The sequence below is a fragment of the Lysinibacillus sp. NPDC097195 genome (genome assembly GCF_044762075.1).
GTDB lineage: Bacteria > Bacillota > Bacilli > Bacillales_A > Planococcaceae > Lysinibacillus.
Genome location: NZ_JBIWDP010000003.1, coordinates 67,551 through 83,267 on the forward strand (window position 1 = coordinate 67,551; position 15,717 = coordinate 83,267).

Here is a 15,717-nt window from a genome sequence, read left to right on the forward strand (position 1 = left end):
TATTTCACTCCTATGCTTTATTTTTATAATTGTGTATGGCCTGCACTGTTGTTTCATACACACCTTTACCAATGACCTTACCGATATCTGTAATCGGCCCACCATAGCGCATTTCCTCGCCCTTTTGTGTGGCAGCAATCAGTAAACTATCTGTCGCAGTACCCGTAGCAATCGTATCACTCAGCGGATCTCGAATGTTTTCTGATTGTAATGCCTTTGTTTTTGCTTCATTGGCAGTCATTAAGGCTTGAAAAAATGCCTCTTCCGATAAGCAACCATTGATAATGACCCATGTATTGATAGTACCAATATATGGGGTGTCCTGTCTCTCATGTGTACGAGAAACGTCTACTGCATTGCCAACACCGGCCGTTACTACAACGATTACACTACCAAAAGAAGCGGTATATTTATTCAGAGCATAAAGTTGTGTCGGCACAGCGGTTAACATTACAACTGTGCTTGTCGGTGAAAAATGCTCTCTTTGTAAAAAGTCCATAACTTCTTGTTGCACATCACTCACGACATAATCACCTGCTACAGAGCGGTTTAAAAAGCAATCATACCAACCTATTCCAGGATTGTGGACAGCTGATGACACTGTTTTTAAAGGGACATTTGATTTTAGTTGGATATAATCCGTCGTTATCGTAAAATCTTCCTTTTCTACGATAGCGCGTTGCTGATAGTCACTTGCTGCTGGCATCATCGTAATTTGAGGTTTAGGTATTTCTGGATGAGCATAAGTTGTTACTCTAGCCTGATATACTTCCTCAATTTGTGAGGCTATTAATACTTTATGCGGTGCACCTAAAGCGCGCACACAGCCTTTGTCCATTAATAACAATTCATCGCAATAAAGTGATGCTAGATTCATGTCATGGAGCACCATAATTACAGTTAAACCACATTCCAACGCTTCTTTACGCACCATATCTAAAATTTGACGCTGATGCGCAATATCTAAGTGATTGGTCGGCTCATCCAGCAATAAAACTTCCGCTGTTTGCGCCAAAGCTTGGGCAACAAAAACCCGTTGTTGCTCCCCGCCCGATAGAAATTCCATTGAAGTATGCTCATAACGTGTGATGCCTGTTTGCTCCATCGCATATCGAACCGCTTGCTCATCACGCTCTGACCAATGCGAAAAAAAGCCCGTTTGATGTGGGTAACGGCCGAGTGATACGGCCTCTCGTACAGTATTTGAAAAGGCATTGGCATGTAGTTGTGGCAATACCGCCATTTTTTGAGCTAACATACGCGGACTATACGCTTTAATATTTTTGCCATCCACTAAAACGGTACCTGCTGTTGCTGGTAATATGCCGCTGATTACTTTCAATAGCGTTGATTTGCCACTACCATTCGGCCCTAGAATACCAAGAATTTTTCCCTTTTCAACCGTAAAACTAACATCCTTAACAATAGGTACGTCCTCATAGCCACCTGATAGGTGTTCAACGATAATCATACGCGTACCCCCTTGCTTCTACGTTGCTTATAGAAAATATAAGAAAAGACGGGTGCTCCAATAAACGCAGTAATAACGCCTATCGGTAGTTCACGTGGGATAATAATTGTACGCGCCACTAAATCGCAAATAATAAGCAATGTTGCGCCATTTAAAAATGATAACGGTAATAGATGGCGATGATCTGACCCCCAAATCATGCGGGTCATATGTGGCACCACTAAACCGACAAAGCCGATTGTGCCGGACACCGCAACTGCCGCCCCAGTTAGCATGGAGCCCCCTACTAAAATAAAATATTTACTACGCTTTACATTAACACCTAAGTGCTTCGCACGTTCCTCACCATATAACAGTACATTGAGCTCACGTCTTTGTGTCCAAAGAATAACCGAGCCAATGACTACAAATGGGGTAATCATTTGCACATACGGCCAGCCACGCATCGACACTGAACCTAATAACCAGCCAATCACTTGCCGAAGCTCCTCACCTGATAAGGCAATCATTAATGAGATAAGCGAGCCTAAAAAGGAACTAAAAATAACCCCTGTTAATATTAATGTTTCCATTTTTAATGAACGGTCTACTATGCGAGCAAAACTCATGACCGCAATCATAGTAAGTACAGCCCCTACCATACTAAGCGTCGGTAATGCATACAAACCGACAACCGGAATCGAAATTCCGAAAAACAATGTCACCACAGCGCCAACAGAAGCGCCTGAAGAAACACCTAGCGTATACGGATCTGCTAAAGGATTCTTTAATAATCCTTGGAATGCTGCACCCGCAATTGCCAATGAAGCACCGACAAGTCCTGCTAACAATACGCGTGGCAAGCGAATTTTCCATAAAATATTGGCAGCTGTTTCATCTGCTGTCTTATTCCAAATTACTTCTAAAGGAATATGAACAGAGCCTATTGATACGCCACACCAGATGCTAATAATAAGTAGCGTAATGGCTGTCATATAGGCAAAAACTGTTTTATTCACTCAAAAGCCTCAGGATAGATGGCTTTCGCTAATTCTTCAAGTCCATCTGCTAAACGCGGGCCTTGTCGACTTGTCATATTTTCATCTACTTGGACAATGGCCCTATTTTTGACTGCCGTAATCGTCTCAAAGCCTGCTCGTTGAGGAATTTTCGTTAAAATATCGGGCACATAATTATATGTAACCACGATAACATCTGGATTTTTTGTAATAATTTGTTCTGCATCAATTTTGAACCAGCCGTCCGTGTCTGCTGCGATATTTTCAGCATGAATCATATCTAGCATCTCCTGCATAAACGTGTCCTTACCAGGGGTGTAAATTTCAGGTTCGTCTGATGTTTCTACAAATACTTTTTTCGGCTTGACGTCTTGCAATTTCGCTTGTACTTCTTCCACCTTAGCTTTCATAGTCGCAATCATTTTTTGAGCTTCTGGTAGCTTCCCAGTGGCGCGTCCTAATTGCTCCATCGTCGTATAGGTTTCATTAAAATTACTTGCATTTGTTACAACGAATACTTTTACCCCCGCCGCTTCAAGTTGCTCCATCGCTCCCTCTAAAGAAGCTATACCTGATTCATGCGCAAAAACGATATCTGGTTGTAACGCAATAATTTGTTCAATATTAAAGTCCATACTACCGACCTTTTCTTTGTCGGCTACCTCTGGTGGATAATCATCGTAATCATTAACGCCAACGATTTTATCATTTAAGCCAAGGCTAAATAAAATTTCTGTGTTACTTGGAATAAGGGATACCATTCGCTCAGGTGGTGCTTCTAGTACGATATCCTTGCCAGTAGCATCTGTTATTGTCAATGGAAACGTTGCTTCTTGTTGTGTTGTTACTTGTTGCTCTTGCGTTTGTGAGGCAGCTTCTTGGTCATTTTTCGATTGTTCTCCACATGCTGCAAGTAAGCCCAGTGCCAAAAATGCTGATAAACCTATTTTCCAATACTTTTTCATTGTAAACCTCCTTTATACGTGCACTGTTCAACTTTAGTCATTTCTTGATGAAGTCACTCATCATCCGACAGATCACCTATGTACACTGTTTAACGACAAAACCTACCAAAACATAAAAACCCCTCGTCAGCTTAACGAGAGGCGGTGCTTGCACAAAAAAACCACCATCCTATCCTCGTAGGCTGCAATGTAATGTTCTATAAAGGCAGGTCTCCTGGCTCGTGCTCCAAATGCTTTTTCATGCCTTCCCAAAAAAATTTCAGTGGCACAAATTGAAAAAACTAACACTTACAGTGGCGGGACCGCACCGGAATTACACCGATTTCCCTTTTCACTTTACTGTCGTAAAGAACCTTTATACTATTCAGTTGATTTTATTATACATGAAAAAAGAGCCTATGCAGAGTGCCTGGCACTCAAACAATTCTGAAAATTGACAGCGTAGTGCCTGGCACTCAAACAATTATGTAGTACCCTCTAGCATAAAAATCCCCGACACGCATTTGTGTCGGGGCATTATAGTTGTTATTACATTTTTTCCGGTGCAGATACGCCGATTAGACGTAGTGCATTGGCAATTGTTGTACGAACAGCCGTAATTAGAGCTAAACGAGCTTCTGTTAACTCTTTATTTGATGCATCTAACACTTTTTCAGCATTATAGAAGCTGTGGAATGCAGCTGCTGTTTCTTGAATGTAATTCGCGATACGGTGCGGTGTACGGAATTTCGCTGCATCCGCCACTACTTTCGGGAAATCACCAATTTTTTTCAATAGGTCAATTTCTTTTTCAGCACTTAACAGACTTAAGTTCGCTGTTGAAGCAGCAAAACCTTGTTCAGTTGCAGAACGTAAAATTGAAGAAATACGAGCATGTGCATATTGTGCATAGTACACTGGGTTTTCGTTTGATTGCGATACAGCAAGGTCAAGATCAAAGTCCATATGAGAGTCACCCGCTGTTTTCACAAAGAAGTAACGTACTGCATCTAGGCCAACTTCTTCAACAAGCTCACGCATTGTTACGGCATTGCCTGTACGTTTCGACATTTTAAATTTCTCACCGTTTTTATATAGTTGCACCATTTGAATAACTTCCACTTCCAGTGTGTCACGGTCATAGCCAAGTGCTTGAATAGCCGCTTTCATACGTGGAATATAGCCGTGGTGGTCAGCTCCCCAAATATTAATTAATTTATCAAAGCCACGAACAATTTTGTCCTCATGGTATGCAATATCAGGTGTTAAATATGTGAAAGAGCCATCATTTTTAATTAATACGCGGTCTTTATCGTCACCGAAAGTTGTTGAACGGAACCATGTAGCGCCATCTTCTTCAAAAACATGACCATTCGCTTTTAATTTATCTAATGCAACTTCAATTTTGCCGTTTTCATATAATGATGTTTCAGAATACCATACATTAAAATTCACGCGGAAGTTTGCTAAATCTGTTTTCAATTTATCTAATTCTAATGCAAGACCATGTTGACGGAAAAATGCAAAACGTTCTTCATCCGCTTTAGATAAAATTGAATCACCATGCTCGCTCGCTAATTTACCAGCAATGTCAATAATATCTTGACCATGGTAGCCATCCTCTGGCATATCAGCAGCAAGACCTAATGCTTGTTTATAGCGTGCTTCAAGTGAGTATGCTAAGTTATTAATTTGATTTCCTGCATCGTTAATGTAGTACTCACGAGATACAGCATACCCTGCCATATCTAAAACATTACACAATGAATCCCCTACAGATGCTCCACGTGCATGACCTAAGTGAAGGTCGCCAGTTGGATTTGCTGATACAAATTCAACTTGCACTTTTTCACCAGCTCCAGCGTTTGATCGACCATAATCAGCACCTTGTTCAAGGACAGCTGTTACAACACCTGTTAAGAAATCTTTACGAACCGTAATATTCATAAAACCAGGACCTGCGATGTCGATTTTTTCGATATCCGTACCAGCCGTTTCAAGATTTTCTAAAATGGCTTCTGCAATTGCACGTGGCGGCTTTTTCGCCAATTTCGTTAATTGCATGGCAATATTTGTTGCATAATCACCATTTGCTTTGTCCTTTGGTGTTTCAAGGTGAATCGTTAACTCTGTGCCAGCTTCGACTAAGCCTGCTTTGTCAACAGCCTGTGCAATTGCCGTCTTAATGGCTTGTTGTACTTGTTCTACTGCGTTCATCATTGTACCTCCGTAAATGTAATGTCTAATGTATAATTGCCAACGTTTTGTCCACCCATTAGTAAGTCGTACTGCACATGAAAATCTCCACATATTCCTTGTCTAGAAAAATGCATTTTTTTCGTTTGAGTAGTAAGTGGCATTGAACCAAATTCACTTTCATAATGGCCCATTTGTTGTTCAAAAATATTGAGTGGTAAGCGCATTTTGACTGCTCCAGCGCGCATAATAAGTGCCCGTTCTTTGTCTAACTTCATCGTCGTGCGGATTGCTTTGTCATCCTGCATCTCTTCATATTTTAAATATAGGGAATCTGCTTTATTTATTAGCTGCCCATCCAACCACATTTCAATGGTTTCGGACTCCCCATCAATCGGACGAATCGTCGAAATGAGCTTAATGTTCACTTGCGATTTCACTTCGTTCACCATCATGGATTGCTCCCTTTTTATCTTTTTACTATAACCTTTTTATTATAGGTTAAATGTCTACTTTTTTTCAAGATAGAAGTAAGGATTGTTTTCAAGGATTGGCATTATAGGCAAAAAGATATACTATTACTTATAGACCATCCAGAAAGGAACATACTAAAATAAATGTTATTACATATTTTTATCAGCTTCTGCATTACTTTTACATTAATTATTTTGACGTATTGGCCTTTTGCTCATCCAGATTCAAAAGATTCACTAATTAAAAATTTTAAACCTCTTATAGTAGGTATTTCTTTTGGCCTAACAGGTCTTATACTAAGTGGCATTTCATTAGGCTATTTACAAGGAACGCTTATCAACATTCATATTGTCCCGCTTCTTTTTAGCGGGCTAATCGGCGGCCCGTGGTCGATGTTAGTTAGTGGCATTATTATGGCTATAGCAAGCTTAATTATCATCCCTACACAATCTATCCTATCGATTACAAGTTTATCGAACATTAATTTACTGGTCATTTCCATCGGTCTTGCTCTCTTTGCATTAAGAAAGCCAGTGACGCTTCGTACATTAGTTATTTATTTTTATAGCTTAACTCTAGAAATTACTGTGATGTTATTAATTGTCGTCACTTTACCAACCATGCTTAAAATAGAAGTTATATTTGGCTTTATTGCTTATGTCTTCATTACATTTTTTACGATATATATCGTTATTAAACGTATACAAGCGACAAGCGAAAAAATACAGCTCATTAATCGACTTAAGGAAAAAGATTATTTAACGCAACTGCCAAATAATTTAGCGATTCGTTCCTTTGCTCAAGGGATGGCGTTAGAGACAGATAATTTTTCAGTGCTCCATTTTGATGTCGATGATATGAAGGAAATGAATATTAAGTATGGACATTTGGCAGGTGATGAAATAATTAAGCAACTTGCCACCATCATTAATAATTATGTTGAAGCAATCAATGGCATTGCGGCACGTGTGGCGGGGGAAGAATTTTATATTATATTAAAAGATGCCCCACCAGCTATCGCCCTCTATCATGCTGAAAAACTGAGACATCAAATTGCTAATCATCTATTTAAAACCGATCATGAACAAACTACTTCACTAACGGTTTCTGTCGGTATTAGCTCAAGTCCTGATAACGCCTTGGAGTTTAATGAACTTGCTATTATTGCCGCACAAGTGACAACCGATATTAAAGAACTCGGTGGTAACCGTGTAGTGCACGCCAACAATATAACATTACACACAAAAAACTAATGCTTGAATCACTCCATAAATATTTGCGAAACTATTGCAGTAAATGCAAGAGTTTCGCTTTTTTGATATATTTAGATTAAATTTTCATAATTTTCAATCTATAATTAGAAATGAGGATTGCTCTATGTTAACACTTCATAAAATTCAAGCTGCCAAACTAAAACTTGCACCTTATATTTACGAAACACCTGTTATTCGCTTACAAGGTCTCGACGAATTGTTACATTGCAATGTATCCATTAAAGCTGAAAATATGCAAAATACGAACTCTTTTAAATTACGTGGTGCTCTTACAAAAATGCTCTCGATGCCACTTGCACAATTACAGCAGGGCGTTGTGGCGGCTTCGTCAGGCAATCATGGAAAAGGGGTTGCCTTCGCAGCCAAACAATTAAACATTCCAGCAACAATCGTGTTACCCGATACTGCACCACAGATTAAAGTTGAAGGTATACGAGAACTTGGTGCAAACGTTGTCCAATGCAAGCTTGCCGAAAGACACGTCATGACGGAAAAACTTAGCATAGAGCACGGTTATGCCATTATTCACCCTTATGATGATTACGATATTATGGCGGGTCAAGGAACAGTAGGTTTAGAAATATTGCAACAACTTCCTCATGTCGATGCAATCGTAGTGCCAATTGGCGGTGGCGGACTAATAAGTGGTGTCGCTACAGCGGTAAAAGCCATGGCTCCCCATGTCAAAATTATCGGGGTTGAACCGGCTGTCGTTCCACGCTATTCAGAAAGTTTACAGATTGGTGAACGCTTGCTTTTAAAAGAGCAAAAATCTTTAGCAGATGCACTGCTTACCTTACAACCTGGTGAGCGTAACTTCCCGATTGTCGAGAAATTAGTCCATGCCATTGTTCGTGTAGACGAGGCTGCTATAGTCAGTGGCATGAAGACTTTACTACTGGAGGGCAAAATCATGGCTGAACCCTCTTCTGCTATCGGTGTTGGGGCCGCGCTTCAAGGGATATTACCTGTCGCTAAAAGCGATCATGTTTGCTTCCTTATTTCAGGTGGCAATGTAGGATTAAATCAAATACAGCATTTATAAGGAGGTTATTGCTATGAAGCAAGTATTAATAGATAAAGAACCTATTGGACATTATTCACCAGGAATCACTAGTAACGGGAATTTGTATATTTCGGGGCAAACTTCAGTAGATCCTTCTACCGGCAAACCGGCAGAAGGTGGAATCCACGCTGAAACGTTCATGGCGCTGCAAAAAATGGAGGTGGTACTGCAAGCAAGCGGTCTTTCAAAAGAGGCTGTTGTGATGTGCCGAGTTTATATTACTTCCTCTGATTTATGGGCAGAAGTAAATGAAGCTTATGCACAATTTTTTGGCTCTCATAAACCTGCGCGTGCCATTATTCCCATTAAAGAATTAAGCCACGGCTGCTTAATTGAATTGGAGGCCATTGCTGAGCTTTAAAATATTACGACTATAAGAGAATGAGTATAAATCAATCGTTATTAAAGCCAAGTTTATAAAATATCTTACATTTTATCTAAACAGCTTGTAGGTGATATTTATGATAAAAATCGATACATTCATTGCCATCGAAACAAAAAGTCTTTATTCCTACACGATTGAACAGCTTCAACAGGAATTTATTAGTATTCAAAATAACGATGCGCTACAAATCCTTGCAAAAAATTTAACGAAAAGTAAAGGTCATTTTTTACATGGGGCTATTATTGTAGAAATCGACGGTGTCCCCATTACGTCGTTGTTTGATTGGGATGATTGTGACTTACTATGGCCCGGGTTTTTAACGATGGTTATCGATTACTTACGGGATGGATTTGGTGAAACCTCAATCTCTTTGAATGATATTCAATGGACATTAGAAAAAATTAGGACAAAGCCAAATCATTTAGTCATTTTTTCTTCAAAGCGTAGTATGGGGGCAATGACTAAAGGCATTTGCACTGAACAAGACTTTCTTCAAGCAGTCTTGTTCAGTGCAAATCAATACTTGACCTCAAGACAACAAGATACACGAACATATACGTTAAATGGCATGAAAGAAAAATATCATGACCTGTGCCAGGCACTCAAACAATTTTGAAAATTTGATTACTAGCTAGATGAGGCATACTACGTAAGACGCAACAAACCGCTAGTTAGCGAGAGTTGCGCCTTACGTTGTTTAAGTGCCAGGCACTCATACAATCCGCATCTCTTCTCCTATTTTCTTCATTTTACTTATGACCGTATTGAGCTGCGCTATTGTATGTGTAGCCATCACCGTAATACGCAAACGACTTGAACCTTTTGGCACAGTAGGTGGTCGAATCGCTGGAATAAAGATACCTTCATCCAGAAGTTTCTCAGAAAATATCACAGCTTCATGAGAACCACCAATAATAACAGAAATAATTGGTGTTTCCCCTCATCTAACTTCAAATCCACATTGCGTTAATTGCAAACGTAAGTACTGCGCATTTTTCAACAATAGAGCCCTTCGCTGTGGCTCATTTTGAACAATGGAAATTCCTTCTCGCGCTGCTGCAATCGCACTTGGGGATAAAGCTGTTTGGAAAATAAATGATCTAGCGTTACTTAGTAAATAGTTCTTTGCAATGGATGATGTCGCTACAAATCCACCTTCTGCACCAAGCGCTTTACTCAACGTACCTACTGTAAAATCAATCTCATCTTTTAATCCATAATATTCAGCCGTACCCCGACTATCATTGCCTAGAACGCCTGTTGCATGCGCATCGTCAATCATTATGTAAGCTTTGTACTCCTTGGCTAGTTCTACTATTTCCGGAAGTGGCGCAATATCACCATCCATACTAAAAACGCCATCTGTTACAATCAACTTCTTTCCATCCCTGTGTGATTGCCTTAACTTACGTTCTAAATCCTCCATATCCGCATGTTCGTAAACAATTGTTGTAGCATGACTTAATCGACAACCGTCTATAATACTCGCATGATTCCAAGCATCAGAAAATATCATATCTCCTGTCTTCATGACACTCGAAATCACACCAATGTTCGCTAAATACCCACTGCTGAATACAATGGCAGCTTCAGTCTTTTTAAAATCCGCAATTTCACACTCAAGTTGTTCATGAATATCGAAGTTTCCAGTCGTTAATCGTGAACCACCAGCCCCTGTACCGTATTTCACAATGCCTTCAGTCGCCTTCTTTTTCAAACGTCTATCTGTTGCCAACCCTAAATAGTTATTAGATGAAAACAACAAATAGTTCTTACCATTCATCACTACCTCGTTTTCATTTCCAGTTGATAACGCTCGTAATTTCCTTGCCAACCCTTGCTCTTCGATTAATCGTAGTTCCCTTCTCAACCAATCTTTCATTTTTTAATGCCCCTTAATAAGAATAGGTTCTCTTTCTAAATAGTCTATATACGATGCTAAATTCACTTCATCTGCCACAAAAAAAATACGACCGCCACTCTCACTACCTTCCCTTTTTAACGGCGAAATTCTTACATAACCAAATTCATGATTGCTTACATATCCCGTAACGTAGTCGGGATCATCTGACCAACATAATTCAGCAATAGTGTACGGCGAATTTGCTACTTTCGTTGCCAAAGCTAATGCTTCTCGTACACGCTCATTTAAATCCACATCAGCGTCTTGCCAATCCATTCTTGATACACGCACACCTTTAATCCCACGGTCGTCAAGTCGCAAGCCAGTTTTACTATGGAGGAGAATGGCACCACGGAGATTTTGACTGCTATTCAGTAGCTGGAAAGCAACATTTTGTGCCTGTTGTGAAACACCTACGGAAGTTAAGATGTCTCTCGCCTCCCTATGAGCCTTTTCAATTGAATCCACATCAACTGTTGTCATTTCTAACGGTGGCAAATACCGTATCTGAGGGCGCGTAATTTTTTCTACGGTAATTTGAATAAAATCAGCATCTCCACGTGAATGATTACTTGCTTTGTGTAATAACTGATTTACGATTGGCTCTATTTGAACTTTACTTGCTATCCGCTCACCACCAGATACATGCTTTTCGCCTACTTCCATATTTCTTTGAGCCGCACGCATTCGAATGCTATAAAATGTTTTTGACATGATGTTCACCTGCTACTTTCCTATTAATTGCATGTAATATTTTCGTTATGGGATAAACGCTTACAGCCGTAATGACCATACCTGGAATCGCCAAAACTACTAACGGCAAAAACGGTGTCCCTAACGTAAAAGCCAAACCATACCTAGCAACTATTGTGCCAATTGGCCCCGCCACAACGAGTACCGGAATTGAGGTTCCCAATAAAGCGATGATTAGACCAACCGTTAATCGAAAAATTAAGGAAATCTCGACATTTAAAATCGAGTGGATGCCTAGTACAAATAAAATGAAACTTGCAATAATCCCCGCAAGGAAATATCGCTTAAATCCAAATACTGCTGCAATCGCAACGGCTATGGGTGCTGATAATTGAAATTCAGACCCAGGGACACCTGTTGGAATTTTAAACATACCTGTAACGATAATAAGACAAGCCAATAATGATATCTGGGCAAGATTATATGTAGAAAACCTTCGCATCATCCTATCCTCCATTTTTATCGCCATTTTGTGTTAACTATAATAATTATTAAGTTAACACAAATTTAAATAGTAGAATAGACAAAAATTGATTTTCTCTACTTTTGCACAGAAGGATATACCTTTAACCTTTAACGGCTACTACGTGAACTCTCATCTAAGAAAACGCATTACGAGCACGTGCACTAGATCACAAGAATTAAACGCCAATAAAAAAAGGGCTAGCTCATCGCTAACCCATTTACAAAGCCTTTATTATTTTACCCAGCCTAAAATCATTTCTCTTAATAATTTACTTGCCGTATTGGCTGTCATTTCTGATGTGTCGTAAATTGGTGCTACTTCCACTAAGTCAAAGCCGACAACGTTCACACCACTTGCAGCTATCGCGTGGATAGATGCTAATAACTCTTTAGACGTAATTCCGCCACAGTCAACTGTCCCTGTACCAGGTGCATGTGCTGGATCAAGTACGTCAATATCAATTGTCACGTAGACATTGCGACCTGCTAATGTTGGTAACACTTCTTTTAGTGGCTCTAGTACTTCAAATTTTGAAATATGCATGCCGTTTTCTTTCGCCCACTCAAATTCTTCCTTCATGCCTGAACGAATACCAAATGAATAGACATTTTTCGGACCGATATGTTCGGCAATTTTACGAATTGGTGTTGAATGTGAAAGAGGTTCCCCTTCATATTCAACGCGTAAATCTGTATGCGCATCAAAGTGAATAATCGCTAAGTCATCGTATTTAGCAGAAACTGCTTTCATAACAGGCCAAGAGACTAAATGCTCTCCGCCCATACCAACAGGCACTTTTCCATCTTCGAGTAGCTTCACTATGAATTTTTCAATTTCATCTAAAGAACGTTGTGCATTACCAAATGGTAGCGGGATATCGCCTGCATCAAAATACTTCACTTCTTCTAATTCACGATCTAAATATGGGCTATACTCTTCAAGACCAATTGATACTTCACGAATTCGTTGTGGGCCAAAACGTGAACCTGGACGATAACTTACTGTCCAGTCCATTGGCATGCCATAAATAACTGCCTGTGCATCCTCATATGTCGGATGACTTTTTATAAAAACATTCCCTGAATAAGCTTCATCAAATCTCATATCTAGCCTCCATTAATCTCTGAACTTCCTATGCAATTCAGTTGTTATAGTCATTACACGCTGAGGACTTACAGGTTTGTAATGAAACCTCACTATTAAAATCCTCGTATACATTATTGGAACGTCTAGCGTAATTCGTTTAAAATCTACAAAGTGCAATGTTTTAGTCGAAAGCTAGCGTTTTATATCAGTACAAAAAAAGTATAGATGTTTTTGAATAAAGTGCAATAGTTTTTGCTTACAATTCCGATTAAAGAATATTATTCAGACACATACTAAACGCAAGTTGTTAGAAAACGAGGTGAAGTCGGATGAAAAGAAAAGTCTATCAACGTAAGCAAAAGCGTGTGAAGCGTTCACGTAAAGTGCTTACACTTTTTGTCGCCTTTGCATCTGCAATAGTAGTCGCATTTATTGCACTACGCGTCTATGTTCAAGTGGCTGGTGCGCCGCCATTAACGGTGCCAAAAGCCTCTATTTTCTTAGATGAAAACGAGAACCAAATAGGAGATCACTTTACAAATGAACGACGCTATTGGGTTGATCTTGATGAAATATCACCCTATTTAGTACAAGCAGCAGTGGCCGTAGAAGATAAAGATTTTTACAAGCATGGCGGATTTGACTTTTCTCGTATTGCTGGTGCGTTATTAATTGATCTTAAAGCAGGAAGTAAAGTGCAAGGGGCAAGTACAATCACCCAACAATATGCTAGAAATTTATATTTATCTCATGAAAAATCTTGGACTCGAAAAGCAAACGAAGCATTGTATGCTTATAGATTAGAAGTTTTTTACAGCAAAGATGAAATATTAGAAGGTTATTTAAACACTGTCTACTATGGACATGGCATGTATGGTGTAGAGGCAGCTAGTCGCTATTATTACGGAAAATCGGCAAAAGACTTAACGCTAGCAGAAGCAGCGATGCTTGCGGGTGTTCCAAAAGGACCAAGTATCTATTCACCTATTGCTAATTTCGAAAAAGCTACAAATCGCCAGCACGTTATTTTAAAACTAATGGCCGATCAAGGCGCGATAACGCAAGAAGAAAAAACGCGGGCTGAAGAAGAACAACTTGTCTTAAAGAATGATACGTGGGTTGCTTCTAAATCGGTTGCACCGTATTTCCTTGATGTTGCATGGCAAGAAGCAAGTGAAATATTAAAAGCAAAAAACCTTGATATTAGCGAAGGCGGTTGGACGATTCAAACAACACTTAACCTTGGTCATCAGCAAGCAGCGGAAGAAGCAGTAGCTAAAAATATGCCCGCAAATGACTTACAAACAGGATTCGTTAGTATGCAATCAAAAACAGGTGCAGTTACAGCGCTTGTTGGCGGAAGAGATTATGCCACTAGTACATTCAATCGCGTAACACAAGCAAAGCGTCAACCAGGTTCAACAATTAAACCTGTGTTATATGCCGCAGCATTAGAAAATGGCTATACACCGTTAACATTTTTAGATGTAGGACCAACAACGTTCACGATCGATAATGGACGTAGCACGTACTCACCTAAAAACGTCAATGGTCAATTTGCAGACCATGATATGACGATGGCTCAAGCGATTGCGATTTCTGACAATATTTATGCAGTCAAAACATTAGAAGATATCGGTTTTAAAGCATTCCATAATATTGCAGACCGCTTTGGGATAAATATTGGCACAAAGGATAATTTATCGCTTGCCCTCGGAACAATGGAAACAACATTGTACGACATGACAAATGCTTATAATATTTTAGCGTCACAAGGTCAAAAAACAGAGCCAACAACGATTATCTCCATTAAAAATGCCAATGGAGACGTTATTTACGATAATAAAAATATCGAAAAACAAGATGAAACAGTGCTTTCAAAAGAAAATACTTTTATTTTGACAGAGATGATGACAGGCATTTTCGATCCTGTATTTAGTGATTACTCACCTGCTACAGGGATTAGTATTCGTTCACGGATGACCCATACGTATGCCGCAAAATCTGGCTCCACTAATAGTGATCAGTGGCTCATCGGATTTACACCAAGCTTAACAGCTGGCGTCTGGAACGGCTACGATCAAGGGAAAAATCTCTCTGCGAAAGAAGATACGGCGGCGACAAAACAAATTTGGATCGACTTTATGGAAAACGTCAATAAAGGCACAAAAAATGAAGATTTCACAAAACCAAAAGGCATTAAAGGGGTTGTTGTTGATATCGAAACAGGCAAACTTGCAACAGATGCCTGCCCTAAACAACGTCTTGTTTATCTAGAAGCCAAAGATGTACCAACAGAAAAATGTACGAACTTTGATATTTTAGATAGCAACACGTGGGGTGAATTTTGGAATATGCTGCCGTTCTTCAAAAACAAACAATAATCATGTGCAACCTTTTCCTCACAACGTTCGTTTTATTTAATTGAAAAGCTCTCGACAAAGTAAATATAAACGAAAAAGAAAAGCTTTCTCTTCCCCGGAGACTTGTCCGTGGGAACAGAAAGCTTTTCTTGTTTTTGGCCCTAGAAAGGATGAGAATCATGGGGCATTCGGCTTGGGTTGTTCAAATGCCGCATAGCACTCATCACATTCGTGGACCAAGTGTCCTAGCTTACTAAAATGTAAGCTCTGAATCAAGTGTACTTTTTTTCCTATCTACTTTCAACCTAATATCGAAAGCGATTGCAAAATGTCACAGA

At 39.5% G+C, this 15,717-nt stretch carries 13 protein-coding genes, 1 pseudogene and 1 riboswitch; of the genes and pseudogenes, 5 read left to right on the forward strand and 9 right to left on the reverse strand.

What is annotated here, in order from left to right:
• Window positions 1-10: 10 nt before the first annotated feature.
• From ACIQXI_RS15625 to ACIQXI_RS15645, 5 genes are all read right to left on the reverse strand, one after another.
• Window positions 11-1,471, reverse strand: coding sequence for an adenosylcobinamide amidohydrolase (locus tag ACIQXI_RS15625; RefSeq protein WP_402926660.1), 1,461 nt, complete (start codon window positions 1,469-1,471; stop codon window positions 11-13).
• Window positions 1,468-2,445 (reverse strand): FecCD family ABC transporter permease, encoded by a 978-nt coding sequence (locus ACIQXI_RS15630; RefSeq protein WP_402927260.1) that lies wholly within the window; start codon window positions 2,443-2,445, stop codon window positions 1,468-1,470. The genes ACIQXI_RS15625 and ACIQXI_RS15630 overlap by 4 nt, the downstream gene beginning before the upstream one ends.
• A gap of 20 nt (window positions 2,446-2,465) precedes the next feature.
• Entirely contained in the window at window positions 2,466-3,434 is a 969-nt protein-coding gene (locus tag ACIQXI_RS15635; protein ID WP_402926662.1) for an ABC transporter substrate-binding protein, read from the reverse strand.
• 187 nt (window positions 3,435-3,621) lie between these two features.
• A riboswitch (cobalamin riboswitch) is annotated at window positions 3,622-3,806 on the reverse strand.
• Between the two features lie 156 nt (window positions 3,807-3,962).
• A complete protein-coding gene (gene argS, locus ACIQXI_RS15640; protein ID WP_402926663.1) occupies window positions 3,963-5,630 on the reverse strand; it encodes an arginine--tRNA ligase in 1,668 nt (555 codons plus the stop codon).
• The gene (locus tag ACIQXI_RS15645; RefSeq protein ID WP_402926665.1) at window positions 5,630-6,061 is read right to left on the reverse strand and encodes a YwiB family protein; all 432 of its coding nucleotides are present in this window, start codon (window positions 6,059-6,061) and stop codon (window positions 5,630-5,632) included. Before ACIQXI_RS15645 ends, argS begins: the two co-directional genes overlap by 1 nt.
• 165 nt (window positions 6,062-6,226) lie before the next feature.
• Here ACIQXI_RS15645 and ACIQXI_RS15650 point away from each other — a divergent pair, with 165 nt between their 5' ends.
• The 4 genes from ACIQXI_RS15650 (at window position 6,227) to ACIQXI_RS15665 (ending at window position 9,424) form a co-directional block, all read left to right on the forward strand.
• A complete protein-coding gene (locus tag ACIQXI_RS15650; protein WP_402926667.1) occupies window positions 6,227-7,336 on the forward strand; it encodes a GGDEF domain-containing protein in 1,110 nt (369 codons plus the stop codon).
• Window positions 7,337-7,460: 124 nt separating this feature from the next.
• Complete coding sequence (locus ACIQXI_RS15655) at window positions 7,461-8,402, forward strand: threonine ammonia-lyase (protein WP_402926668.1); 942 nt, start codon at window positions 7,461-7,463, stop codon at window positions 8,400-8,402.
• Window positions 8,403-8,415: 13 nt separating this feature from the next.
• Window positions 8,416-8,784 carry a RidA family protein gene (locus ACIQXI_RS15660; protein ID WP_402926671.1) on the forward strand — a complete coding sequence of 123 codons (369 nt, stop codon included), beginning with the start codon at window positions 8,416-8,418 and terminating at the stop codon, window positions 8,782-8,784.
• A gap of 100 nt (window positions 8,785-8,884) precedes the next feature.
• Window positions 8,885-9,424 (forward strand): hypothetical protein, encoded by a 540-nt coding sequence (locus ACIQXI_RS15665; RefSeq protein ID WP_402926673.1) that lies wholly within the window; start codon window positions 8,885-8,887, stop codon window positions 9,422-9,424.
• Window positions 9,425-9,520: 96 nt separating this feature from the next.
• Here ACIQXI_RS15665 and bioF read toward each other — a convergent pair.
• From bioF to speB, 4 genes and pseudogenes are all read right to left on the reverse strand, one after another.
• A pseudogene (bioF, locus tag ACIQXI_RS15670) lies at window positions 9,521-10,690 on the reverse strand (8-amino-7-oxononanoate synthase).
• 3 nt (window positions 10,691-10,693) lie between these two features.
• The gene (bioW, locus tag ACIQXI_RS15675; protein WP_402926675.1) at window positions 10,694-11,425 is read right to left on the reverse strand and encodes a 6-carboxyhexanoate--CoA ligase; all 732 of its coding nucleotides are present in this window, start codon (window positions 11,423-11,425) and stop codon (window positions 10,694-10,696) included.
• Window positions 11,406-11,909, reverse strand: a complete 504-nt coding sequence (locus ACIQXI_RS15680) for a hypothetical protein (protein WP_402926678.1) — start codon at window positions 11,907-11,909, stop codon at window positions 11,406-11,408. Before ACIQXI_RS15680 ends, bioW begins: the two co-directional genes overlap by 20 nt.
• A 252-nt stretch (window positions 11,910-12,161) precedes the next feature.
• Window positions 12,162-13,034, reverse strand: a complete 873-nt coding sequence (gene speB / locus ACIQXI_RS15685) for an agmatinase (protein WP_402926680.1) — start codon at window positions 13,032-13,034, stop codon at window positions 12,162-12,164.
• 311 nt (window positions 13,035-13,345) lie between these two features.
• Between speB and ACIQXI_RS15690 the strand changes: the two genes are divergently transcribed.
• On the forward strand, window positions 13,346-15,400 hold the full coding sequence (locus ACIQXI_RS15690; protein WP_402926683.1) for a transglycosylase domain-containing protein: 2,055 nt from the start codon (window positions 13,346-13,348) through the stop codon (window positions 15,398-15,400).
• The last annotated feature ends 317 nt before the right edge of the window (window positions 15,401-15,717 follow it).